Genomic DNA, 24,833 nt, shown 5'->3' with positions numbered 1-24,833 from the left:
TATTTTCGCGTCAAAGTTAAAAAAAATATTCCCTAATTTTGTCTTAATTTTTTACAGTTTATACTCTGAATAATAATAAACATTCAATTTTCTAATATATTATGTTTGAAACTACACTTAGATCCCTACCAACCTCAAATTGGTTAAGTTTAATGCTCATTTTTTCATTTTTTCTATTTGTTGGCTTCAAACTTATTTACAAAGAAAGACTTTTTCAGAACTATATTGTATTCTTTTCTAATAAGTATTTTTTGAATTTTGGAAAGGATTCTAAATCAATTTTCAATTCTTATTTTTTGATTTCTTATTTCTTTCAATGTTTATTTTTAACGTTATTTGCGTTTACATACTTCAAATTTAACCCAAATGATTTATTTTCAGAAAATTTATTAACATTTGGAATACTTGCAGGAATTATCAATGTTTACTTTATCGGTAAACTTCTAATTGGACTATTATTTAAAATTGTTTTTGATATAAGCACTATTTACGAATCTGTGACTTTTCAAAAAGTTAGTTATTTAACAAGTATTGCATTTTTATTATTTCCTTTGCTAATTATCTCTAATTATTCACAATTTTATCCTGAAAAAATATTTAAAATTTCGTTAATTTTATTCATTATTCTATTGTTATATAGATATTTAATGTTGGTACTAAATAATAAATTATTGATAGTTAGCTACTTGTTTTATTTTATTTTGTACCTTTGCACCGTGGAAATAGCACCATTTATAATTTTTTATAAATTAAAATTTTAAGCAAAAAAATATCAGATTTATGAAAGTGAAAACGATTTTGGTTTCTCAGCCGGCACCTAGTTCAAAAAATTCCCCATATTACGAATTATCTGAAAAGCAAAAAGTCAAAATAGATTTTCGCTCGTTTATCCATGTTGAAGGAGTAGAGGCAAAAGAGGTAAGAGCTCAAAAAATTGACTTTAGTAATTATACAGCCGTAATCTTTACGAGTAGAAATGCTGTAGATAACTACTTTAGAATCGCAGAAGAAATGCGTTTTAAAGTACCTGATGATATGAAATATTTTTGTGAATCTGAAGCAATTGCTTACTATTTACAGAAATACGTAGTTTATAGAAAACGTAAAATTTATGTTGGGCAAAGAACATTCCCAGACTTAATCAAAGTGATTAAGAAACATAAAAATGAACGTTTCTTATTACCTAGTTCAGACAAATTAAAACCAATTGTACCTGAACTATTAGATGAGTTAAAAGTAAAATGGGATAAAGCTGTTTTATTTAAAACTGTAGTTAGTGATTTATCAGACTTAGAAGATGTTTTTTACGACGTGTTAGTTTTCTTTAGTCCTTCAGGAATTCAATCTTTATTTAAGAATTTCCCAGACTTTAAACAAAACAATACGAGAATCGCAGTATTTGGAAACACAACGATAAAAGCCGCTACAGATGCTGGACTTAATGTAAACATTAAAGCTCCAACACCAGAAACTCCATCTATGACAATGGCTTTAGAAAAATACATCAAAGAAGTAAACAAGAAATAATTTACTTTTAAATATTATAAAATGACCACGGATTTTTCCGTGGTTTTTTTATGCCTTTTATCTTCAAAATTCTTTTAAAAAAATTTAGCTTTTAATTACTCTCTTTTTTTATTAAATTTAAGTAAAACCTTAATTATCATTATTTTAAAAACAAAAGGTTATGCTTGTAGGAATAGGAACAGATTTAGTAAACACCCAACAAATTGCTGAATATAAACGACAATCTAAAGTCTTTATTGATGAAATTTTTACCAATAACGAAATTCGGTATTGTGAGTCTATGGCATTTCCAGAAACACACTACGCAGGCAGATTTGCTGCTAAAGAAGCTTTTTTCAAAGCTTTAGGAACCGGAATTGGTTTTGGAATGAAATTTAAAGATGTAGAAGTAATTCAAGATGCACTTGGAAAGCCACTGATAAAATTATATCGAAAAGCAAAAATACTTGCCGAAAAGAAAAATGCAGCTGCAATTCATCTTTCTATCACACATTCAAAAACCTCTGCAATTGCTTTTGTAGTTATTCAAAAACCAAATATGGAAGCCGATGTCTAAAGAAATTACACAGATCACAAATTGGGAAGAAAGTATCAATCTTGAAGTTGGAAAATATTTCAGACCACATACTTTAGATGAAATCAAAGAAATTGTTTTAAACAAAGAAAATCCTTCTCCAGTGAGAGCTTCCGGATCTAGACATTCTACTACCAGATGTGGTGTTTCAGATAATGGAACTTTAGTCGATATGCGAAATTTTGATCAGGTTTTAGAAATTACAGATGATACAATTACAGTAGAAGCTGGTTGTTTACTAATCGATGCTGCAAAAATATTAGAACAAGAAGGGAAACAGTTTCATGTAAATGTAGAAATTGGAAATATCACTATTGGAAGTGCAGCAACTTGTGGAACAAAAGATGCTTCTTTTGAAGGAGAATTTGGACAATTAGGTTCCTATTTGGTAGAAGCAAAAATCATTAATGCAAAAGGAGAAATAGAAATATTTGATGAAAATCATCCGCAAATGCAAAGTTTGCGCTCTTCTTATGGTCTTTTTGGAATTGTTTATGAAGCGACTTTTAAGATAAAAGATATTCAATGTTTACGAGTTTTTCATAAAACTTATACGATAGATGAGTTTGCTAAAATTCATCATGAATTGATTCAATCCAAAGAGTCTATCATGTATTATTTATTTCCTTTTCGAGATAAAATCACAATTGAATTCAGAAGTTATTCCAACAAAAAACCTAATAAATCTGTCAGTAGAAGAAAATGGAAAATGCGAAATTTATTTTGGAAAAAAATCGCTCCAGCCTATGGATATTATGTAACAAAATATATTCCTTTTCCAGGTTTACAAACCTTTTTATACAATAGTTTTAATAGTTTATTACGCTTTCTTTTATGTAATGTGATTGTTTCAAATTGTACGATTGCTACAGATCAAATGATACGTTATCCGGAAAAGAAAAATCGAAGTAAATACACTTTTAGTATTTGGGCTTTTCCTGAAAAAGTTTTCCCTGAAATTCTTAGAGATTACTTCGAATTTTGTAAAAAACACTACAAAAATACAGGATATAAAACCGATGTTTTAAATGTTGGATATCGAATTGCAAAAGATCAAAATCCGATGTTTTCTTATTCTTATAATGGAAATGTAATGACTGCTGATCCAGTAGCTACAGGAGAAAAAGGTTGGGATGAGTTTCTACAAGCTTATAACGAATTCTGTATTCAAAGAAAAGGTATTCCGATGTTCAACCAATCCAAATGGCTAAATCGTGACTTAGTTCACAAAGCTTTCGGACTTAAAGTAAAAGACTTCTGGAAAATTCGAAAAGAAATGGATCCAGAAGAAAGATTTTTAAACAATTATTTCAGAGAATTATTCAGCCCAGACTTATGAAAAACGAAAAAGTAATCATCACAGGAGCATCTTCAGGAATTGGAGAGGCAACAGCATATTTACTAGCTGAAAAGGGAGCTCATGTCATATTACTTGCTCGAAACGAAGAAAAGTTAAAGGCAATTCAGAATAAAATTTTAGACAAAAATCAACTTTGTGATTTCTATCCAATCGATTTGAAAAATGCTACAGAAATTGAAAAAGTTTTTAAACAAATATTTAAAGAAATTGGTACTCCAACAATTCTTATTAATAACGCTGGAGTAGGAACTTTTCAACCAATAGATGAAATGTCTCCAGAGCAAATAATAGAGCCAATTAAAGTTCCTTTTCAAGCAGCAATTCTTTGTTCTTATTATTGTGTAAAAGAAATGAAAAAAGCGAATAATGGACGAATTTTATTCATTACAAGTCCAGTTTCTTATTTTCCTTTGCCTTATATGATTAGTTATACTGCAAGTCGATATGGAATTAAAGCAGCTTCTTTTGCGCTAAGAGATGAATTAAAAAAAGATAATATAAAAGTGAATCTTGTAGTTTTTGGAAAAGTAAATTCTGAATATTTAAAAAATAATAATGCAGATTTTACTTGGTATCCAAAAGCTTCTAAATGGTTTCCTGAAATTTCGACACAAAAAGCAGCAGAAAAAATTTATAAAACACTACAAAAAGATAAAAAAGAAAATATTTTTCCTTCCAAACTAAACTTCTTTCTGTCTTGCTACAAATTAGTTCCAAATTTCTCTATTTGGTTCTTCAAAATGATAGGTTTATACGAACCAATGTATGATTTCAAAAAGTAACGTCGCATGAAAAATCAAAATGTATATACGGTTTTAGCACAAAGATTAAGTCATTATGATGGCATTATGACTTCTTATCTTAAAAATGGAAAATGGAAAGATCTTTCTTATGCACAAATGATTCAAAATGTAGAAAAATCTTCTGTTTTTCTGAAAAAAGCAGGTGTAGAACCAACAATGCGAATCGGAATTTTAATGAAATCGTCGCCTGATTGGATTCAAGCTTGTTATAGTGTTTTAAAATTAAATGCTATTGCCGTTTTATTAAATGAAATGGGAACTGCGGATGAAGTCTCACAACAGATTCGAAAAATGGATTTGAGTTTAATTATTTGCGATACTCCAACTTATGAAAAATACAAAGGAAAATTACCAAATGAAATTGCAATGCTTCTTTTAGAAGAAAATAAAACAGAATTTATTGAAGAATTTGCTCGACCAAAAGAAGTTGTGCAACCTAGAATTAGAGATGGGAAAACTTCAGAAGCAATTGTGATTCTTACTTCCGGTACTTCTGGAAATTCGAAAGGAGTAATCATTTCTCATGATGCTTTAATTCATCAATTAACTTCTGTAGATTTTCTACCAGATATTAAGACACCTGTGTTCTCTGTGCTTCCATTTTTTCATGTTTTTCCACTTGTTGCCTTAGTATTCCTGGGGCCGTTCTCTCATGCTCGTATCGTTTTGATCGATACATTGAGTTTGGAAGCAATCACAAAAGCCTTCAAAGATCAGTCGCCAAGACTGATTATTAGCACACCAAGATTATTGGAAGCTATCTATATGAAAGTGCAAGAAAAACTAGAACATCTTTCACCTTTAAAGAAAAATGTTATCCATGTTTTAAACGAACTTTCTTTTAATTTTTCAAGAAAACTAAAATGGAAAATTGGAAGAGTTTTTTTCAAAGAAGTTATTCAGGTTTTTGGTGGAGAATTGATCAAAGTTATTTGTGGAGGAGCTCCAATTGGTAGAAAATTAACTCGATTCTACGAAGGTTGTGGAATCGAAATTCATATTGGATATGGAATGTCTGAAACAACTGGACCCATTACTTATTCACCTGCAGATTGTAGAAGAATTGGAGCGGTAGGAACGCCAATTCATGGTGTGGAATTACGAATTAGCAATCCAGATTCTTTTAATGAAGGAGAAGTAATGGTTCGTGGTCCAATTGTAATGGATGGTTATTTTAGAGATGAAGAATTGACAAATCAAACGATAAAAAAAGGTTGGCTTTATACAGGAGATATCGGAAGTGTTCATAAAAATCATTTCTTGTATTTGACAGGAAGAGCCAAGGAATTAATTGTTTCTGCAACAGGTAAAAAAACAAGCCCAGATGAAATTGAAATTCAATTTAAAAATTTACCATATGTTGAAGATTTTGCTGCAGTAGGAATTTCTCAAAATGATGATGAAGGAGATGAAGTTTTTCTAGCTGTAGTTTTAAATGAGGAAGAAGAAATAGAAAAACAGAAAAAAGCTTTAGAAAGAGAAATTTTAAACAGAAATGAAACTTTGCCTCATAGACTTCAGGTGAAAGAAATATTTTATACTGCTATAATTCCTCGAACAAGTATTTTAAAAGTCAAAAGAAAAAAACTTACAGAACAGATTCTTCAAAGCTTAAATACGACAGAAGAAAAAATTGAAACTATAAATTCTACAAAGGAAAATCTAGATCATGTAACTACTGAAATTGTCCAACTTTTAGAATATTTATGCAAGAATACATATGAAGAAGGAATTTGGGAAAATAAACATCTGAGTGAATTTGGTTTGGATTCTCTTATGAGTATTCAGTTTTATAATTTATTAAAAGAAAAATTTCCTGAGAAAGTTCGTGCTGAATGGATTTATGCAAATCCGACAGTGAAAGAACTTTCAGAAACAATTCAGCTTGGAAAACCAACTTTTAAACTTAAAAAAATTGAAGAACAAGAAGAGTTATATGAATTTAAAGGAATTAGATGGCGTAAAAACGCAGAAAAGCAAATTCCGTATAAAACTCCTAGTTTGAAAAATATCTTCATTACAGGGGCTACAGGAGTTCTTGGTGGGCATGTTATGTTGAATTTATTGAAAAATACAGACGTTACAGTTTACTGTCTATCTAGAGAAAAAGAGAAAGAAAAAGCATTTGATAGAATTACTTCTTTATTGGAAGTTTATCAAATCAGTAAAGAAGAATTTGAAGCTGTAAAACATCGAATTCATATTATTCTTGGAGATGTTTCTTCAGAAAATTTTGGTTTAAATAATGTAGAATACGAGCAATTATGCAATATTATTGATGCTACAATTCACAGTGCTGCAAAAGTTTCGCTACACGGAATTTATGAAGAACTTTATGATATCAATGTTTTAGGAACAAAAAATTGTATCGAATTTGCACTTAAAACCAAAACAAAACGTATGATTCATGTTTCTACTTATAGTATTTATGGAGATGCAATTTATACACATGAAAATCCGCTAACAGAAGAATATTTTGATATTGAACAAAAATTTGAAAATATGGGATATCAGCAAACAAAATTTGAAGCTGAAATCTTGGTTAGAGCTTCGAGTAGAAAAGGTCTAAAATGGTCAATTGTTCGTCCTGGAGATATTTACGGAGATTCTAAAACTGGAGCTTATCCACTTTATCAGACTACTGTTACCGGAATTTATTATGATATTTTAAAAACAGTTATCAAAACTAGAAATGCAATGGAAAGCAGTCGCTATTTTGATATTACACCTGTAGATTTTGTAAGTAATAGCATCGTATTTTTATTGTTTAAATATCCTTTTGTTTATGGAACTTATCATTTAAAAAATGGAAATATTACAAAATACAACGATGTTTTAGCTTTGATAAAATCAATTGGTTTTGACTTTTCTGTTTTGAAGCAAAAAGAATATATGAAGAAAGTTTTGGAAAATGACTTTAAAGACGAACATGGAAAGGAATATAATTCTATGACTTTAGATTTATTAAAACTTCATCCAGAAGAAATGGAAGTGGAAACAAAAACTTATGTGGATGCCACCAAAACCTCTTCTCTACTTTCTTTTTATGAAATCGAATGTGAAGCTCCTTCTAAAAATTTGTTTCAAACGTATTTTAAATACTGCCAAGACGTTAATTATTTAAATCTATAACAATATTCCTTTTTCTAAAATTATTCTATTTAAATGCTCTAAATAGAATAATTTTTTTACATTTGTAAAATAAAGGACCTTTTAATCTTTTATTTAATTTAAAAAAGAAAAGATATGGAGTTTACAAAAGAAAAAACAGTAGCATCTTATGTAAATGAGAATATTGCAAATGCACATGTTTTCAAGAAGTTTGGAATTGATTTTTGTTGTGGTGGTGGAATTTCTGTTGAAAGAGCTTGTGCAAAACATAATTTACAACTTTCGGAAGTTTTAGATGCTTTGGAGAAAGTTAATTCACCAATAACCGAAGAAAAAGACTTCAATAATTGGGAATTAGACACATTACTAGATTATATTGTAGATAATCATCATTCTTATGTAGAGGAAACAATTCCTGTGATTAAAGCTTATGCAAATCGCGTAGCAGAAGTACACGGACATCATTATACGGAAGTAATACAAATCAATGAACTTTTTGAGGAAGTTGCAGGAGAATTAGCAATGCATTTGAAAAAAGAAGAATTGGTTTTATTCCCTTTTGTGAAAAAACTTTTAACTGCAAAAAGACAAAATCAGAAAATTGAATTTCCGCATTTTGGAACGGTAAACAATCCTGTTCGTATGATGGAATATGAGCATGAAAATGCTGGAGATGTTTTCAAGGAAATCGCAAAATTGACAAATAATTATACACCACCAGAAGGAGCTTGTAATACTTTTAAAGCTTTATATGCTTTACTTGGTGAGTTCGAAAGCGATCTGCACACACACATTCATTTAGAAAATAATATTTTACACCCAAAAGCAATTTCTTTAGAAGAAGAAGTTTTGGGCTAAAATTCATGATAGAGATATGCGAATGAGTTGCCTAGACTAAATCATGTTAGTTAGTTTATATTTAGCAATACTTTAGTAGAAAGAAATAGTATTTTTGTATAATAAATAAAGTTTAGGCAACTTTTTTCGATATGGAATTCTCCCTTAAAATATATAACAGAATAGGATTATTCTACCTTTTCTGCATTGCAGTATTAGGCGTTATACTTCGCTTGATGTTTGTTGCACCTGTTGGAATATCTTATAAAAACATACTTCACACACATTCTCATATAGCACTTTTAGGTTGGGTATATTCGGGAATTATTGTGCTTTTGTATCAATTATTTATTCAGAAAAAATATAGAAATCGGAAGAAATTTCGAGAAATATTTATTGCAACACAAATCACCATTATCGGGATGTTTGTTACTTTTCCGATTCAAGGTTATGCTTTATTTTCCATCATTTTTTCAACTTTATTTTTACTCTGCTCCTACTGGTTTGCTTATTTTTTCATCAAGAAAGTTAGTTTTAAACTAAAGAAATCTAATTCTTTTAAATTAGCAAAAACTGGACTTTATTATTTGATTCTTTCCAGCTTAGGACCTTGGTCTCTTGGAATCATCATGACAAAGCTTGGAGCAAGTTCTCCTTTGTATAAAAATGCAATTTATTTCTATTTACATTTTCAATACAATGGCTGGATAACAGTAATTTTACTAAGTTTCTTTCTTTATTATCTTGAAAAATCAAATATCCATTTGACTAGAAATGTGTTCAAAAGATTCTCTGTTTACCTTCATTTAAGTATCTTTTTAACTTTTTTTATTTCTGTTTTATGGATGAAACCATCAAGTTTTATTTATGGAATAGCAGTTGGAGGTAGTATTTTACAGGTGATTGCTTTCGGAATTCTTTTGAAATTTATCCTGATCAGCTGGAAATATCTTCGTACGGATTTGACAAAATTTAAAACCAAACTATTTTTCATTTTAGGATTTATCTTTTTGGCAAAACTAATCATGCAGCTTTTAGGTTCATTTCCAAACCTAGCAAATAGCATGGCCTTAGATCGTGAGATCGTAATTGGATATTTACATTGGAATTTTCTAGGAATTGGAACTTTTGGATTACTATTTTTTCTTTATTTATTCCATTCAATTAAACTTAAAAAGTTTGATATCTACTGTTTTTTAGCAGCATTCCTACTTACTGAAGGACTTTTATTTTACAAAGGAATGATTCTTCAGACAGGAGGAAACTTATTTTCAGAATATTTTCTTTATTTATTATTAGCAAGTTGTCTATTTCTGATTGCAACTGGTAGCATTTTTATTCGTAATTTAAAGTAGTATAATTTGTAGTATTAACAGATTTTAACATTAAAACTCGTATTTTTGCAATAAAGAATTTCCTATGCTATCAAACGCCTGTAAGTATGCTATACGCTCTGTATTATTCTTAGCTTTAAATGCTGGGGATAACAAGAAATATGGTGTGAAAACTATTTCGGAAGAATTAGATTGTCCACAGCCATTTTTATCTAAATTATTACAACAGTTAACAAGAAAAAATCTGGTTTCTTCAACTAAGGGACCAAAAGGTGGATTCTTTTTAAGTGATGATAATAAGCAAAACACAGTTTATGATATCGTAGAATGTATAGATGGAACTAGTAAATTCGAAAATTGTTTTTTAGGTCTTTCAAAATGTAATGATGAAGAACCTTGCCCTGTACACGATAATTTCAAAGGATTTAAAAAAGGTCTTTTGAAAAAATTTCAGGATAAAACAATCGAAGAGTTTGCTGAAAATATTGACATAAAGGGAATACGTTATTTGTAAACGTGGAATGGTAAATGATGTGGTTTTATTAAGAAATCACATCATTTATTACTTTATAAATCAAATCTGTTTCATAGCCTCTATACTGTAAAAAAGCAAATAATTTCTGCTTTACTTTGTACATATCTGTTTCTCGAATACTTTCAAATTTCTTTTCAGCAATTTCATAAACAGTTTTTATATATTCCTCCTCCTCTATTTCTTTTAGTGCAGTTTTAATATTATAAGAAGAAATATTTCGCATTTTCAATTCTTGCGTAATTCTTTGTCTTCCCCATTTTTTTACTCGAAATTTTCCTCTTGCAAAACTTTGTGCAAATCTTTCTTCATTCAAAAAATTATGTTCCATCAAATGAATTAAAATTACCTCAATCGCTTCTGGAATCATACGCATTTTACGAAGCTTCTCCTCTACTTCTTTATGACTTCGATCTTGATACACACAAAATCTTTCTAAAGCTCTCTTTGCTTCTTCTACAGAATATACTTTGTCAGACATTTTTCTCTTTTAAAAAACAAAAATGAGCAAAAACATTAAGTTTTCACTCATTTTCATTAAAAATATATTTAAGAGTCTCTTTAAATAAAAGAATTATTTATTCATTAATTCTTCAATTTCTTCTACCTCAATTGGAATATCTCTCATTAAGTTGAAAGGTTCTCCATTTGCTTGGATAATTACGTCATCCTCTAAACGGATTCCCATGTTTTCTTCTGGAATATAAATTCCTGGCTCCACTGTAAATACCATGTTTTCTACCATTGGAGTTTTTAAAGCTCCATAATCATGCGTATCTAAACCGATGTGGTGAGAAGTTCCATGCATGAAGTATTTCTTATAAGCTGGCCAGTCTGGATTTTCATTCTGAACATCTGCTTTATCGATTAATCCTAAACCTAAAAGCTCAGAAGTCATGATTTTTCCAACTTCTTTGTGATATTCTGCCCAAAGAGTACCTGGAACTAACATTTTTGTAGCTTCATTTTTCACTCTTAAAACAGCATTGTAAACTGCTTTTTGTCTATCTGTAAAACGTCCGCTTACTGGGATTGTTCTTGTCATATCTGAAGCGTAATTTGCATACTCAGCTCCAACATCTAACAATAATAAATCTCCATCTTTACATTCTTGGTTATTTTCGATGTAGTGTAATACACATGCATTGTATCCTGAAGCGATAATTGGCGTATAAGCAAATCCTTTTGAACGATTTCTTACAAATTCGTGTAAAAATTCTGCTTCAATTTCATACTCCATCACACCTGGTTTTACAAACTCTAAAATTCTTCTGAATCCTTTGTTTGTTAAATCACAAGCTTGTTGCATTAAATCTAACTCTTCTTGCTCTTTTACACCTCTAATTCTTTGTAAAATTGGGTTTGATCTCTCCCAAGAATGTGCAGGGAAATCTTGCTTACATTTCTTAATAAAACGAGCCTCACGAGTTTCTGTTTCTTCTGCTTGACGGTAATGTTCGTTTGTATTGAAATAAATCTTCTCTGCTTCGATCATTAATCCGTAAAAAACTTTATCAAAATCGCTTAACCAATAAACCGTTTTGATTCCAGAAGTTTCGAAAGCAGACTCTTTAGAAAGTTTTTCTCCTTCCCAAATAGCAATGTGCTCATTTGTTTCTCTTACGAAAAGAATTTCTCTGTGTTTTGGGTCCATTGCATCTGGAAAAAGTACTAAAATACTCTCTTCCTGATCTACTCCACTTAAATAAAAAATATCTCTGTGCTGTGCGAAAGGCAATGTACTATCTGCACTTACAGGGTAAATATCATTTGAATTGAAAACAGCAATTGAATTAGGCTTCATTTGTGCTGTAAACTTTGCTCTATTTTTTATAAAAAGTGATTTATCTATAGGATGGTATTTCATAATTATTAAGTATTCTAAAAATTATTGATTGTAACAAAAATAAGAATTTGAGAAGGATTCTTTTTATTTTTTTGGTGTTTTATTTTTGAAGAAATATTAGATTAAATATAAACACACCCCTCACCCCTCTCAAGAGGGGAATTATCACTAATTAGACCTTTAATATTTTTATTTTAAAGTCCAATTTTTGATAAGATATTGGCTTTTTATTCCTGATTTTTACCCATTAAACTTATAAATATTTACACTAAACGAGTCTAGCTATTTTTTGTATAAATTATTTTTCTTTTATTGCTAAAAATTTAAAATTTATGACTAGAAAAAGAATATCGATTATAAATTTAATCTTATTGGCAATTCTGATTGGAATAGGTTATTTTGATAAAGAAGACAAATTGCTTTATTTACAATTCGGGATCATCGGAATTATGGTCTTACTTTCGATTTATGTTACTTTTATAAGTTCTAAATCGGATGACTAAAAAAAGCTTCCAAAATGAATTGGAAGCTTTCTGTTTTTTTAGCTTAGGGATAGTAGCGGCATCCTTTTTTGCTTCTCTTCATACTGCTGCTTTAGCAAAAAAGATATAGCGGATAGCCCGACCATTTTCTGAGTTTTTTGGAAACGAAGAAAAATGGGAAGCCCCTAAATATTTTTATATAGATTAAGAGTTTTGTTTGAAAAACACACCCCTAACCCCTCTCAAGAGGGGAAATTTGGAAACTAGTCTAAAATTGCTTGAATTCCTGGTAAAGTTCTACCTTCTAACATTTCTAACATAGCTCCTCCTCCTGTACTTACATAACTAACTTTGTCTTGGAATCCGAACTTTTTCACTGCTGCAACAGAATCTCCTCCTCCAACTAAAGAGAATGCTCCATTTTTCGTTGCTTCCGCAATGCTGTTTCCTAACTCAATTGTTCCTTTTGCGAAATTATCTAATTCGAAAACTCCTAAAGGACCATTCCAAAGAATTGTCTTAGATTGTGCGATTACTTCAGCGAATAATTCAGCAGTTTTTGAACCTGTATCTAATCCCATCCATCCGTCAGGAATTTCGTTTGTATCTACTTCTTGCGTGTTTGCATCATTTGAGAAAGCATCAGCAATTACAGCATCTACAGGCAAGTGAATTTGAACATTTTTCGCTTTTGCTTTTTCTAAAATATCTAGAGCTAATTGTAATTTATCATCCTCACAAAGAGAATTTCCAATTTTTCCTCCAAGAGCTTTTACGAAAGTAAATGTCATTCCTCCACCAACGATGATGTGATCTACTTTGTCTAAAATATTCTCGATAACTCCAATTTTTGAAGAAACTTTTGCTCCTCCTAAAATTGCTGTTACAGGTTTTTCGCTGTTGTTTAAAACTTTATCAATGCTCTCGATTTCTTTCGCTAATAAGAATCCGAAATATTTATTATTTGGGAAAAACTGAGCGATAATTGCTGTAGAAGCATGCGCTCTGTGTGCAGTTCCGAAAGCATCGTTGATATAAATGTCTGCTAAGCTTGCTAATTTTTCAGCAAAAGCAACATCTCCTTTTTTCTCTTCTGGGTGGAAACGTAGGTTCTCTAATAATAAAACTTCTCCGTTTTGTAATGATTTTGCGGCCTCTTCTACTTCTTCTCCAACACAGTCTGATACAAACTTCACTTGTACACCTATAATCTCTGTAACTTTACTTACAATGTGTTTTAAAGAAAATTTTTCTTCCACTCCTTTTGGTCTTCCTAAATGTGACATTAAAATCACAGAACCACCATCCTCTAATACTTTGATAATCGAAGGTTTTGCTGCTTCAATTCTTGTAGTATCTGTCACTTGGAAGTTTTCATCTAAAGGAACATTAAAATCAACTCTGATCAATGCCTTTTTATTTTCAAAATTTACTTGTTGTATTGTTTTCATCAGGTTTTGTTGTTTTGATACAAATATACTTTAAAAACTAATAATTGTGCTGTAATTTTAGATATACTAGTTATATTTGCTTATGCATTTTTCAGAAATAATTGGACAGGAACATATTAAAAACCATTTACTTCAAACCATAGAAAATAACAGAATTGCACATGCGCAACTGTTTGTTGGAAAAGAAGGAAGTGGAACTTTGGCTATGGCTTTAGCCTATGCGCAAATATTATTATGTAAGGATAGTAAGGATAAAAATGTTTGTGAATTAAAATGTGATAAGCTAACACATCCGGATTTACATTTTGCTTTTCCAGTAGCAACAAATGATAAAGTAAAGAAACACGCAATTAGTAATTTGTTTTTAAACGAATGGCGAAGTTTTTTGAAAGAAAACAGCTACGCAAATCTTTATGATTGGTTTCAATACATTGGCGTTGATAATAAACAAGGGCAATTAAGTGTTGAAGAAGCAGAACAAATTGTAAAAACTTTACAACTAAAATCTTTTGAAGGTGGCGCAAAAGTGATGATTATTTGGATGCCAGAAAAAATGCATGTTTCTGCTGCAAATAAACTTTTAAAACTGATTGAAGAACCACCAAAAAATACTGTTTTTCTTTTGGTTTCAGAAGATGAAGAGAAGATTATCAATACAATTCGTTCTCGTTGTCAAATTATTCATTTCCCTCCTTTGAGTGTGAGTCAAATTGCTGAAACTTTAATTTCTAAGAAAAATGTTTCTAGCGAAGAAGCAAACAGTATTGCAATGCAAGCAAATGGAAATTATAACAAAGCTTTAAAACTACTTTCTGATAATTCTAAAGAATTAGAATTCGAACAATGGTTTATTACTTGGATTCGTGCTGCTTTTAGAGCAAAAGGAAATGCTTCTGTTATTCAACAATTGATTGAATGGAGCGATACGATTGCAGCTTCTGGAAGAGAAACACAAAAGCAATTTCTGAATTATTGCTCACAGTTTTTCCGTCAAGCTTTGCTTTATAATTATGGAGCAAAGGATTTAGTTTTTATGAAACCAAAAACTGCAAATTTCAAATTGGAGAATTTTGCACCATTTATTCATAGTCAAAATATTCATGCTATTTTCAAAGAATTGGATGATGCAATATATCATATCGAAAGAAATGGGAATGCTAAAATAATTTTGTTAGATTTATCTATCAAATTAACAAGGTTTTTACACCAAAAAGAACAATAAACCATGGATTTAATCAAAGAAAATATCACAGAAATTTTAATTCTAGTTTTTCTAATCATCACATTTGTACAATCAGGAATTGATAAAATATTAGATTGGAAAGGAAATGTTTCTTTCATCACAGATCATTTCAAACTTTCTCCACTTCGAAATATGGTTCCACTACTTTTAGGAATCGTCATGATTATCGAAACTATTGCTGGAGTATTAATGATTGCAGGAATTTATCAATTATCTACTTCAGGAGCTACAGATATGGCTTTATATGGAGCTGTTCTTTCTGCCGTTACACTTATCTTTTTATTAATCGGACAACGTTTGGCAAAAGATTATCCTGGAGCAATGTCATTGACCGTTTATTTTATTTTAAATGTAATGGTGATTTATATGCTTACACATTAGTATTTTACAATTTTAAATCAATAAATTATTTTTATTACACTTATAAATTAAATTATTAAAAACTATAATAAAAATAATTTATATAAAAATAAAATTCAATAATAAAACATTATAAAAAACCACTTAAATAAATCGTTTTTAAGCGGTTTTTTATTTTTTCACATCTATTTATACTCTAAAAACAAAAAAAGCTTCCTAAAGAAGCTTAAATGAAGTATTTATTAAAATTTATGTCTTGTTTATTTATTTTTCAAGATGTAAATATGCGATGAATGTTCTTTGGTAGAAATTGCCTTCAAATTCGAAACAAAACCAATCCAAAAAGCTTTGATCAAATTCGAACTTCCTGTTTTATATTTTTCACTCAAAAGAGAAACATAAAAAGAATCAAAATACATCGGTAAAACTTTTTCCACTTCCATATTCACTTTTGCAAATAACATCGAAATTGATTTTTTTGAAAAATGCCATAGGTGACGAGGAACATCATAAGCTGCCCAAAAACTTTTATAATAATCTGCATCATACGATTTGTAATTCGGAACTGCCACAATCAAGACACCATCTTTCTTCAACATCTTTTTTAATTGCTCAGTGTATTCATTCAAATTTGGAACATGCTCCAAAACATGCCACATCGTAATCACATCAAATTTTTCTTTTGAGTAAGCTTCAATTTTTTCTTTAACTGTACTTTCAGAAATTTTATTATTTGCTAAATCTCTCGCACCTTCATTTGGTTCCACTCCAAAAACTTTCCAATTTCCTTCTTCACAAACTTTCAAAAACTCACCCGTTCCAGCTCCAACATCCAACATCTTTTTTCCTTCTGTCTGAAAAGAATTTAGCAATTGTAATTTTTTTTGCAACGTATGTTTTTTCACACGTTGGTAAATTTTATCCACAAAAGAAGTATTTGCATCTGTGTGCGAAATATATTCTTCACTTTCATAATACGATCCTAAAACTTCCACTTTCGGTCTTGGCGATGTAATTAAAAGTTCAGATTCTTCATCAATCATAAGCTGAAAAGTTTCTTTTGAAACCGTATAATCTTTACATTTTATAAATTCAATCAATTCAGAATTTGTAATCGGAGATTTATCAATAATTTCAAAAGTATCTTTCATCGTATTTGTTTCGTATTTGGGGATTAATTTTTTTAATTCTAAAAATTCTCTTTTTATTATTTGGGCGTTCCCATTTTTTCTTCCGTTACACTTCAGAAAAAAGGTCGGGCTTTCCGTTATATCTTTTGTTGTTTTCAGAAACAACAAAAGGATACCACTGCAATCCCTAACGCAAAAATTCTGCAAAACAGAACCTCTAGAAATTTTTAGAAAACAAATATAATAGCTTTTCTCAACTCGAATAAATTTTATTTTCAAAATCAAAAGATTCTAGAAAAAAGAAATTTAATTTCAACTTTTTATCAAAGAATAAATACAGGTTTTTATTTCTTTTTGTATAATATTGTTGATCAGAAAATAATTTTACATCAAGATTTTTAATCAATAATAAAAGGACTTTTATCTTCAAAAATTGAAAATTTAACTCAAAAAAGAGATACCGTTCCACGTGGAACTATTCCGTGAAACATTATAAAAACTAAAATAATTCTACAAAAAAAGTCCTTTTCAAAAACTGAAAAGGACTTAATATTTTATTTATATAATTCTGTAATTTCAAAACTCAGATACTTTATTCAGCAAAAAAAGAAGCTGAGCAAAGTAGAAACTTGGAAGTTGAGCGTAGTCGAAACTATCTTCCCATATAAACCAATAATACAGAAATATCACTTGGAGAAACTCCACTAATTCTACTTGCTTGAGAAATCGTTTTCGGACGAATCTTCATCAACTTCTCTCTTGCTTCATGCGATAAAGATTTCACTTTTGTAAAATCAAAATCATCACGAATTTTAATATTTTCTAAACGATTCAGTTTATCTGCATTGTTTTTTTCTTTTGCAATATATCCTGAATATTTTACATGAACTTCCGTTTGCTCAATGATATCATGTGTCAATTTATGCTCTTCAATAAATGCAGCAACTTTCTCTAATCTTTTAAAATCATTAAAGTCTAATTGTGGACGAGCAAGAATTTTAAACATCTTCATCGATTGTGGTATCACGGATGTATTTTTTTCTTCCAAAATAGGATTAATCTCTTCAGGACGCACAGAAGTTTCTTTTAAGAAATCTACAAACATCTGTGTTTTGATTTCTTTATCCACTACTAAATCCATTCGCTCCTGAGAAGCTAAACCTAAATCATAAGCCTTTTTCGTCAAACGTAAATCTGCATTATCTTGTCTTAAAAGCGTACGATATTCTGCACGAGATGTAAACATACGATAAGGCTCTTCTGTTCCTTTCGTAATTAAATCATCAATTAAAACTCCAATATAAGCTTCATTTCTTTGTAAAATAAATGGCTCTTTATCTTGAATTTTTAAAGCAGCATTTATACCTGCCATTAATCCTTGCGCAGCAGCTTCTTCATATCCAGTTGTTCCATTAATCTGTCCTGCGAAGAAAAGATTAGAAACCAACTTCGTTTCCAAAGTATGATTCAACTGTGTTGGTGGGAAATAATCGTACTCGATTGCATATCCATAACGCAACACTTTCACATTTTCAAATCCAGCTACTTTACGTAAAGCTTTATCCTGAACATCTTCTGGTAAAGAAGTAGAGAAACCATTTACATACATTTCAATCGTATTCCATCCTTCTGGTTCCACGAAAATTTGGTGTCTATCTTTAGAAGCAAAACGATCAATTTTATCTTCAATAGAAGGACAATATCTCGGACCAGTACTTTGAATTCTTCCGTTGAACATTGGAGAACGATCAAATCCAGAACGTAACAAATCATGTACTTCATTAGAAGTATATGTCATGTAACAATCTTTTTGTGTTTCTAATTTTTTAGAAGTTGGTAAATAAGAGAATTTCTCTGGGTTTTCATCTCCTGGTTGCGGAATCATTTTAGAATAATCTAAAGATCTAGCATCCACTCTTGGAGGTGTTCCAGTTTTCATTCTTCCAGCTTCAAAACCAACTTTTACTAAGTCTTCTGTAATTCCTCTTGCAGCAGATTCACCAGCTCTTCCTCCACCAAATGTTTTCTCTCCAATATGAATCAATCCATTTAAGAAAGTTCCAGCAGTGATGATTACAGTTTTTGCTTTTATCTCGATTCCTAAAGCAGTAATTACTCCTTTAATTTCGTTGTCTTCAATGATAAGTCCCGTTACCATTTCCTGATACATGTCAAGATTGTCAGTATGTTCTAACATCACTCTCCACTCTTCAGCAAATCGCATACGATCACTTTGTGCTCTTGGACTCCACATAGCAGGACCTTTTGACTTATTCAACATTTTAAATTGAATAGCTGTCTTATCGGTTACAATTCCACTATATCCTCCAAGTGCATCGATTTCTCTTACAATTTGTCCTTTGGCAATTCCACCCATTGCTGGATTACAGCTCATCTGAGCGATGTTCTGTAAACTCATTGTTATAAGCAATGTCTTTGCACCTAAGTTTGCACTAGCTGCAGCAGCTTCACTTCCTGCGTGTCCACCACCAACGACAATTACGTCATATGTTGTTGTAAATAAACTCATATTTAAAAAAGTTCCACGTGGAACATTGATTTAAAATTTTTTGCAAAAGTACAAAAAGGATTTTAATTCAAATACTAGAGTTTTCCTAAATAATAGATTTAGAATAAGTTAAGACATTCATCTTCTTTATCTCTCATAATTTTCTTTTCCTCAGGAGTTTTGTCTTTATATCCCATATAATGTAAAACACCATGAATCATAACTCTACGTAATTCTTCCTCGAAAGTATGACCTAAATCAACAGCATTTTCGCGAACTCTTTCAACTGAAATAAAAATGTCTCCACTGATTAATTTTCCCATTGTATAATCAAAACTAATCACATCTGTCAAAGTATCATGATCTAAATATTTTACATTTAGACTATGCAAATATTCATCATCACAAAAGATATAATTGATCTCACCTTCTGTAAAATCTGTTTCTTCAAAACAAGCAGCAATCCACTCTGTTATTCTTGCTTCATCATCTAATTCGAAATCTAACTCGTAATTGAAAAGTACCATGTCATTTATTTTAATTGTTGTTGAAAATATTCTTGAACTTTTTTCTTGTAAATAGACTGTAAAGGTAAAGATTGCCTTTGTAAAATCTCATCTTTATTATAGAAATTCTTTGGCAAGTTTAAAGAATCTATTTGATAAAAATCGTATTCCGTCTTATTTGTATTCGATTCTCTTTTCGAATCTTTTCCTTGTTCCTTCTCAGCTTTTTGCAGTTTTAAAAGCTCATGTTTTAATAATTGCATTTGCTGTTTATAAGATTCTGTTACTCCTTGATCCAACAATTGTTTTTCTAATTGTTTCATTTTTGTAACTGCTTTCGAACCATTTCCTCCTTTTCCTTTCTTACCATTTTTTTCTAAATAGTCCTCTAAAGCTTGACGTAATTTCGCTTGCTTCTTATAAATCTCATACAATTCTTCACTCTCTTGTTCAGAGTTATCTCCTTCACCATTTTGGTTTCCTTGTCCACTCTGCCCTTGAGATTTTCCTCCCTGTTTCTGTCCTCCTTTTTGCAGACCTTTTTCACCTTGCCCCTGCTGTTCGCCTTGCCCTTGTTTCTGGCCTTGCTGTTCACTTTCTTTACCTTTCTCTCCTGGTTTCTGCCCTTCTTTCATTTTCTCCATCATTTCATCATGTTGTTGGATTATATCAGGTAAACTAAAGGAATTCTGATCCTGTGAATTTCCTTCTCCTTGCCCAGGAAATGGCGGTGGAGATTGCATATTATTTAATAATTCACTCAATAATAAGGCTAAATTATTTGCTCCAGTGATGATAAATTGTTGATCTGAAAGTCCAGTTTCATATTGATTTTCTGTAAAATGTTCAAATGAATTTTCTATGTAATAATGAATATTAGAAACATCTTCTAAAACTCTATTGGACAATTTTGGTGTTCGTAACGATAAGACATATAAGCTATCATCAATATGTTCGAAATGTTGTTTTAATTTTTGCTGTAATTTGATATTTGAAGCAAAAGATGGATGCTTTGTAGAAGCGCTTTCAAATCGTTTCATTAAATCTTCTTGTTCAAAAGAAAAAGTCAATAGATTTTCAACAATCAAACGAAGTGTTTCAATATCTTCTTGAATCATATCACCAGATTGTTGTTGCATCATCTGCATCATTTGCATGCTAATATTTTGCATCTGCTGACTAGCTTTTTTCTGGTTTTTCTGAGGTGAATTTTGCTTTTGCTGATTAGAAGGTTGTTTTCCTCCTTGCTTCTTATTTTGCTCTTCTTCTTTTTTCTCAGAATCCTGTTTCTCTCCGTCTTGTTTTTCTCCTTCTTTCTTTTCTTCGTCGTTTTTTTGACCGTCCTTCTTATCGCTATTTTGTTTTTCTCCGTCTTTTTTCTCTCCTTTTTCAGAATCTTTTTTCTCAGAATCTGAAGATTTTTCACCTTCCGTTTTTTCCTGATTTTTTAATTGTTCATCTTGCTTTTTCTCAATTTTTTCTAATTCCTTAGAAACTTGATTTTCTTCAAACTTTGTATCAGGTAATTGCATTGGTTGTTTTAACTCCTCATTATCTTTTCGAAGTTCTTCCAATGCTTTCTTCAATTTTTCAAATTCTTTAGCCAATTCATCTTGCGCTTTTTTCTGCTCTTCTAAAGATTTATTATCTTTATTCTCTGCAAGTTCTTCTTGTTTTTTAGCTAAATCTTCTAATTTTTTCGCAATATCATTTGCCTTTTGCTCTACATAAAAACGCTTTGTCAATTCTAAAACTCTTTCTAAGCTTTGCTCCTGTGCTTCTTGTTGTTTTGCTAATTGTTTCAGTTTTTCAACTAAATCTTCTTTATTTAATTTCTCCGAAAGTTCTTTTAATTCTTCCAGAAGTTTCTTTTGTTTTTCAAGATCTTCTGCTTCATTTAATCTTTCTTCAATAGCTTCCTGATCTTCTCTTAATCGTTCTTCTAGATCATTTGACTTCTGCTCTTGGAAATTTTGCTTTAAAGTCTCCGCTTGTTTTTCCAACATTTCATTATACTGCTCTTGTCTTTTCAAAAATTGCTCTAATTTTTTCTTATCAGACCATTGCATTTTCTCAGACTTTTGTAGATTATCTTCAAAATTTTTCAACTCTTTAGAATTCTCTTTTGTGTTTTCTAAAGCATCTTCCAACTTATCAATCGACTGTTTTTGTTCTTTGATTAATTCGTTTTGAACTTCTTTTTGCGTCTTTTTATAATAACTAAATGTCTTTGTTTTTGCAGATTTATTTCCATGAAGAATATCATTATCAAATACTTCAAAATAAAAAGCATAAGAAACGCCATCTTCAATCTTTAAGTGTTGTGGAAAAACATATTGAAATTGTTGATAACTCTCCGTATTTATTGGAAAACGATAAATCTTCTGGTTTTCAGGATTTTTTTCATCAAAATAAACCAATTGCAATTTCGAAATTCCATAATCATCCGAAACTTGTCCTTTGAAAAAAGCTGGCCCACGAGAAATAGAATCGATATTCGTAATCACATCAATTTTTGGAGAAGCATCTGAAATCGTTTCAATAGAAAATTGTAGAACTTCATAATCTTTCAAAGCTTTATTAGAAGAAGAAATTGTATAATTTATTGGTTTAAAAATTCTTTTCTTAAAATGATACTCTGAATTATTATCATTAGATTTTGTAAAACTTTCAATTTCTTCAGAATTGAATGCTACATTTTCTGTATTATTAGTTTTAACAATCCATTCCACATTTGTTCCTTCAGGAATCACGATATTTCCTGTGTTTTTTACTGTTTCTTTTTTCTTGTTTGTATAAGCTGGATAACTTAATAACATTTCAAAATCAGTAATCACAGGAGCATTTACTAAATCAATTTTATAATTTTTAGAAGCATAACCATTTGCTTCAAAATAGAAATCAACAGGTTTTTGAATGTTTTGAAAAGTAAATTCAAAAGCTCCTAAATCATTTTTAGTCAAAAGATAATTTTCACCATCAAAATGAATTTCTACATTTTCTGGTAACACATCACCAATAATTTCAAGGGTTATTGGAAGCGAGCTCCCTTCTACTGCTTTTAAATTTTCATGCAAAAGATGAAATTTAAACGGTGCTGGTGGCTCAAATTCTTTTTGATACTGAACTACTCTACCTAAACTATCATTAAATATTTTTACATCTCCAGTCAAAAGTGTGATAAAAATAATTCCAAGTGGAAAAGCTGCGTAGCGAAGATATTTTACGTTTGTTTTAAAATTAATTGCCTTTTTAAAAGGAATCGGTTGTAACTCTTTACTTTTTTGTTCAATACTAGCTAATAATAATTCTGATTTTGCATCCGAAGCTCCCAACTGTAAAACATTTAAAAGCTTATCTCCTACTTCAGGAAAATGATTTCCGATGATTTTTGAAGCATCTTCATTCGAAATTCCTTTTTGCAAACCGATTAATTTAAAAATTGGAAGAAAAATAAAACGAATTAATAAAATTAATTCTACCAAAATAAACATCCAAAACAGCAAAGCTCTGTAAGAAGATTTCAACCAAAAGAAATGCTCAACAAACAGAGTACCAATAAAATAAAGCAATCCGAAACTAAAAAATAAAATGCTTCCTTTTAATAATTCGTTTCGATAATATTTTTTGATAAAGAATTTTAACTTATCTTTTATGTAATGAATGGATTGCAAAACAGACAATTTATTTAAATAGTTAGTAAAAACGTAAAGTTAATATAATTATGAAAAAAACGTATTTGATTCTGTGTGCATTTTTTCTTTCTCTAAGTATTTATGCACAAAGCGCTTGGACACAGAAAAAAAATGAATGGTATGTACAAGCTGGTTTCTCTAATATAAACGAATATTCGAGGCTTTTTGGTACAAATGACAATACTTATAGAACTTCTAGAAAAATAACAGACAATACTTTACAAATTTATGCAAAATATGGAATTACAGATAAAACAACGGTTTTAATAGACCTTCCATATAAAATTTTGAAGACAGGAGATATTGTTGATAACCCTACACATCCATTAACAATTAAAGAAGGAGACTTTTCTGGACTTGGAAATATTACCGTTGGAGTACAACAAAAGCTGATAGATAAAGGTGTTGTTGTTTCAGGTCAGTTAAATATTGGAATCAATACTTCAGATTTTGATAATGAAACTGGACTAAGAACAGGATACGATGCTTGGGAAATTATTCCAACAATTAATATTGGAAAAGGATGGGAAAAAGTGTATCTTCAAGGTAATTTTGGTTTCAACTTCAAAACAAATAAATATAGCAACAGTGTTGTAGCTAATTTAGAAGGTGGAATTAAATTCATAAATAGAATTTGGGTAATTGGAGGAATTCATGTTTTAGAATCTTTTGAAGATGGAGAAATTGCACTTCCAATGTCTAATTTACAAACAGGATTATATTTAGATAATCAAGAGTTTATTGCTTACGGATTTAAGATTTTAGGAGAGATCACTCCTAAGTTTGGTGCAGTAATCGGAACGAATAGCGCATTTTCTGGAAACTTGGTTGCAAGGAAAAACGCTTTAAGCTTCGGTATTTACACCAAATTTTAATAAACAAGTCAAAATCAAACACTTTTATTAAAGCTGTCTTCGGACAGCTTTTTTTATGTTTTCTCTTTTCTAGTAAAAAAATGATCACCTCTAGCTAATTTATCCATCATGTCAATAATTCTTTCTGCTTTTTGATCTTCACTTTTTGCGCTATAAATCCAATTTAGAAAAGTTTGTTGTTGTTCTTTTTTTAAGTTTAAAAAATTGGTGTAGACTTTTTTCGATTCATTTGCAAAACATTCCATGATTTCTTCAGGAATTTCGCTAGGAGCATTTTCGATATTCAATTTTAAAAAAGCCTTCGCTCCTGCTTCTTTTTTAATCTTTTTTCGAATTTTAGCATTCACAGCCAAAAATAGATTTCCATTTCCTTTTGGCATCAATTTTATTTTCTCTAATTTAAAATCATCAATAAATCCTGAAACAATTACCCAACCAAAAGGCATATTTTTATTTGGTTTGATTTCTGGAATCTCTATATAAGTCCATGCTGCTTTTCCAGTAAATTTCTCTAAAAGATATTCTTTTTCTATCAACCAATTTTTTGTTTCCATTTTCTAGAATTTGATTTTTAATTAAAAGTAAAAAACAATTATAAACAAAAAAGACTGCTTATCAACAGTCTTTTCTTATTTGTTAATTTTTATTAAAATTTATT

21 protein-coding genes are annotated in these 24,833 nt (G+C 30.1%); 13 read left to right on the top strand and 8 right to left on the bottom strand.

Features of this window, described 5'->3' with window-relative positions; all coding sequences use genetic code 11:
- Positions 1-101: 101 nt before the first annotated feature.
- The 9 genes from I0K12_RS22225 (at position 102) to I0K12_RS08665 (ending at position 10,060) form a co-directional block, all read left to right on the top strand.
- Positions 102-761 carry a DUF4271 domain-containing protein gene (locus I0K12_RS22225; RefSeq protein ID WP_410548825.1) on the top strand — a complete coding sequence of 220 codons (660 nt, stop codon included), beginning with the start codon at positions 102-104 and terminating at the stop codon, positions 759-761.
- Between the two features lie 19 nt (positions 762-780).
- Positions 781-1,527, top strand: coding sequence for a uroporphyrinogen-III synthase (locus I0K12_RS08700; RefSeq protein ID WP_196887150.1), 747 nt, complete (start codon positions 781-783; stop codon positions 1,525-1,527).
- A 160-nt stretch (positions 1,528-1,687) separates the two neighbouring features.
- The gene (acpS, locus tag I0K12_RS08695; protein WP_196887149.1) at positions 1,688-2,083 is read left to right on the top strand and encodes a holo-ACP synthase; all 396 of its coding nucleotides are present in this window, start codon (positions 1,688-1,690) and stop codon (positions 2,081-2,083) included.
- Positions 2,076-3,440 carry an FAD-binding protein gene (locus I0K12_RS08690; protein WP_196887148.1) on the top strand — a complete coding sequence of 455 codons (1,365 nt, stop codon included), beginning with the start codon at positions 2,076-2,078 and terminating at the stop codon, positions 3,438-3,440. Before acpS ends, I0K12_RS08690 begins: the two co-directional genes overlap by 8 nt.
- On the top strand, positions 3,437-4,243 hold the full coding sequence (locus tag I0K12_RS08685; protein WP_196887147.1) for an SDR family NAD(P)-dependent oxidoreductase: 807 nt from the start codon (positions 3,437-3,439) through the stop codon (positions 4,241-4,243). Before I0K12_RS08690 ends, I0K12_RS08685 begins: the two co-directional genes overlap by 4 nt.
- 6 nt (positions 4,244-4,249) lie before the next feature.
- A complete protein-coding gene (locus I0K12_RS08680; RefSeq protein ID WP_196887145.1) occupies positions 4,250-7,396 on the top strand; it encodes a thioester reductase domain-containing protein in 3,147 nt (1,048 codons plus the stop codon).
- Between the two features lie 114 nt (positions 7,397-7,510).
- A complete protein-coding gene (gene ric / locus I0K12_RS08675) occupies positions 7,511-8,233 on the top strand; it encodes an iron-sulfur cluster repair di-iron protein (RefSeq protein ID WP_196887137.1) in 723 nt (240 codons plus the stop codon).
- A gap of 131 nt (positions 8,234-8,364) precedes the next feature.
- Positions 8,365-9,567 carry a hypothetical protein gene (locus I0K12_RS08670; RefSeq protein ID WP_196887135.1) on the top strand — a complete coding sequence of 401 codons (1,203 nt, stop codon included), beginning with the start codon at positions 8,365-8,367 and terminating at the stop codon, positions 9,565-9,567.
- A gap of 64 nt (positions 9,568-9,631) precedes the next feature.
- Entirely contained in the window at positions 9,632-10,060 is a 429-nt protein-coding gene (locus tag I0K12_RS08665; protein ID WP_196887133.1) for an RrF2 family transcriptional regulator, read from the top strand.
- A 28-nt stretch (positions 10,061-10,088) separates the two neighbouring features.
- On the opposite strand, the gene I0K12_RS08660 is transcribed toward I0K12_RS08665, so the two are convergent.
- Positions 10,089-10,559, bottom strand: a complete 471-nt coding sequence (locus tag I0K12_RS08660) for a regulatory protein RecX (protein WP_196887131.1) — start codon at positions 10,557-10,559, stop codon at positions 10,089-10,091.
- A gap of 93 nt (positions 10,560-10,652) precedes the next feature.
- Positions 10,653-11,945 carry an aminopeptidase P family protein gene (locus tag I0K12_RS08655; protein ID WP_196887129.1) on the bottom strand — a complete coding sequence of 431 codons (1,293 nt, stop codon included), beginning with the start codon at positions 11,943-11,945 and terminating at the stop codon, positions 10,653-10,655.
- 311 nt (positions 11,946-12,256) lie between these two features.
- Between I0K12_RS08655 and I0K12_RS08650 the strand changes: the two genes are divergently transcribed.
- Positions 12,257-12,427, top strand: coding sequence for a hypothetical protein (locus I0K12_RS08650; RefSeq protein ID WP_196887127.1), 171 nt, complete (start codon positions 12,257-12,259; stop codon positions 12,425-12,427).
- A gap of 242 nt (positions 12,428-12,669) precedes the next feature.
- Here the strand turns inward: I0K12_RS08650 and I0K12_RS08645 are convergent, their stop codons facing one another.
- Positions 12,670-13,857 carry a phosphoglycerate kinase gene (locus I0K12_RS08645; protein WP_196887125.1) on the bottom strand — a complete coding sequence of 396 codons (1,188 nt, stop codon included), beginning with the start codon at positions 13,855-13,857 and terminating at the stop codon, positions 12,670-12,672.
- Between the two features lie 82 nt (positions 13,858-13,939).
- On the opposite strand from I0K12_RS08645, the gene I0K12_RS08640 reads away from it, so the two are divergent.
- Positions 13,940-15,079, top strand: a complete 1,140-nt coding sequence (locus I0K12_RS08640; protein ID WP_196887124.1) for an ATP-binding protein — start codon at positions 13,940-13,942, stop codon at positions 15,077-15,079.
- Positions 15,080-15,082: 3 nt separating this feature from the next.
- On the top strand, positions 15,083-15,481 hold the full coding sequence (locus tag I0K12_RS08635) for a DoxX family membrane protein (RefSeq protein ID WP_196887123.1): 399 nt from the start codon (positions 15,083-15,085) through the stop codon (positions 15,479-15,481).
- Positions 15,482-15,720: 239 nt separating this feature from the next.
- Here the strand turns inward: I0K12_RS08635 and I0K12_RS08630 are convergent, their stop codons facing one another.
- The 4 genes from I0K12_RS08630 to I0K12_RS08615 form a co-directional block, all read right to left on the bottom strand.
- Positions 15,721-16,611: a class I SAM-dependent methyltransferase gene (locus tag I0K12_RS08630; protein ID WP_196887122.1), complete on the bottom strand. Its 891-nt coding sequence runs from the start codon at positions 16,609-16,611 to the stop codon at positions 15,721-15,723.
- Positions 16,612-17,242: 631 nt separating this feature from the next.
- The gene (mnmG, locus tag I0K12_RS08625; RefSeq protein ID WP_196887121.1) at positions 17,243-19,120 is read right to left on the bottom strand and encodes a tRNA uridine-5-carboxymethylaminomethyl(34) synthesis enzyme MnmG; all 1,878 of its coding nucleotides are present in this window, start codon (positions 19,118-19,120) and stop codon (positions 17,243-17,245) included.
- Between the two features lie 98 nt (positions 19,121-19,218).
- Positions 19,219-19,626: an rRNA maturation RNase YbeY gene (ybeY, locus tag I0K12_RS08620; protein ID WP_196887120.1), complete on the bottom strand. Its 408-nt coding sequence runs from the start codon at positions 19,624-19,626 to the stop codon at positions 19,219-19,221.
- A 5-nt stretch (positions 19,627-19,631) separates the two neighbouring features.
- Positions 19,632-23,279 (bottom strand): DUF4175 family protein, encoded by a 3,648-nt coding sequence (locus I0K12_RS08615; protein WP_231372726.1) that lies wholly within the window; start codon positions 23,277-23,279, stop codon positions 19,632-19,634.
- A 50-nt stretch (positions 23,280-23,329) separates the two neighbouring features.
- On the opposite strand from I0K12_RS08615, the gene I0K12_RS08610 reads away from it, so the two are divergent.
- Positions 23,330-24,175, top strand: coding sequence for a hypothetical protein (locus tag I0K12_RS08610; protein WP_196887113.1), 846 nt, complete (start codon positions 23,330-23,332; stop codon positions 24,173-24,175).
- 53 nt (positions 24,176-24,228) lie between these two features.
- Here the strand turns inward: I0K12_RS08610 and I0K12_RS08605 are convergent, their stop codons facing one another.
- A complete protein-coding gene (locus I0K12_RS08605) occupies positions 24,229-24,729 on the bottom strand; it encodes a YdeI/OmpD-associated family protein (protein WP_196887111.1) in 501 nt (166 codons plus the stop codon).
- Between the last annotated feature and the right edge of the window lie 104 nt (positions 24,730-24,833).

Source organism: Aureivirga sp. CE67 (assembly GCF_015767245.1).
In the GTDB taxonomy this organism is placed as follows: domain Bacteria; phylum Bacteroidota; class Bacteroidia; order Flavobacteriales; family Flavobacteriaceae; genus Aureivirga.
Note: the sequence above shows the minus strand (reverse complement) of the source record. Positions and strands in the feature narration are given on the sequence as shown.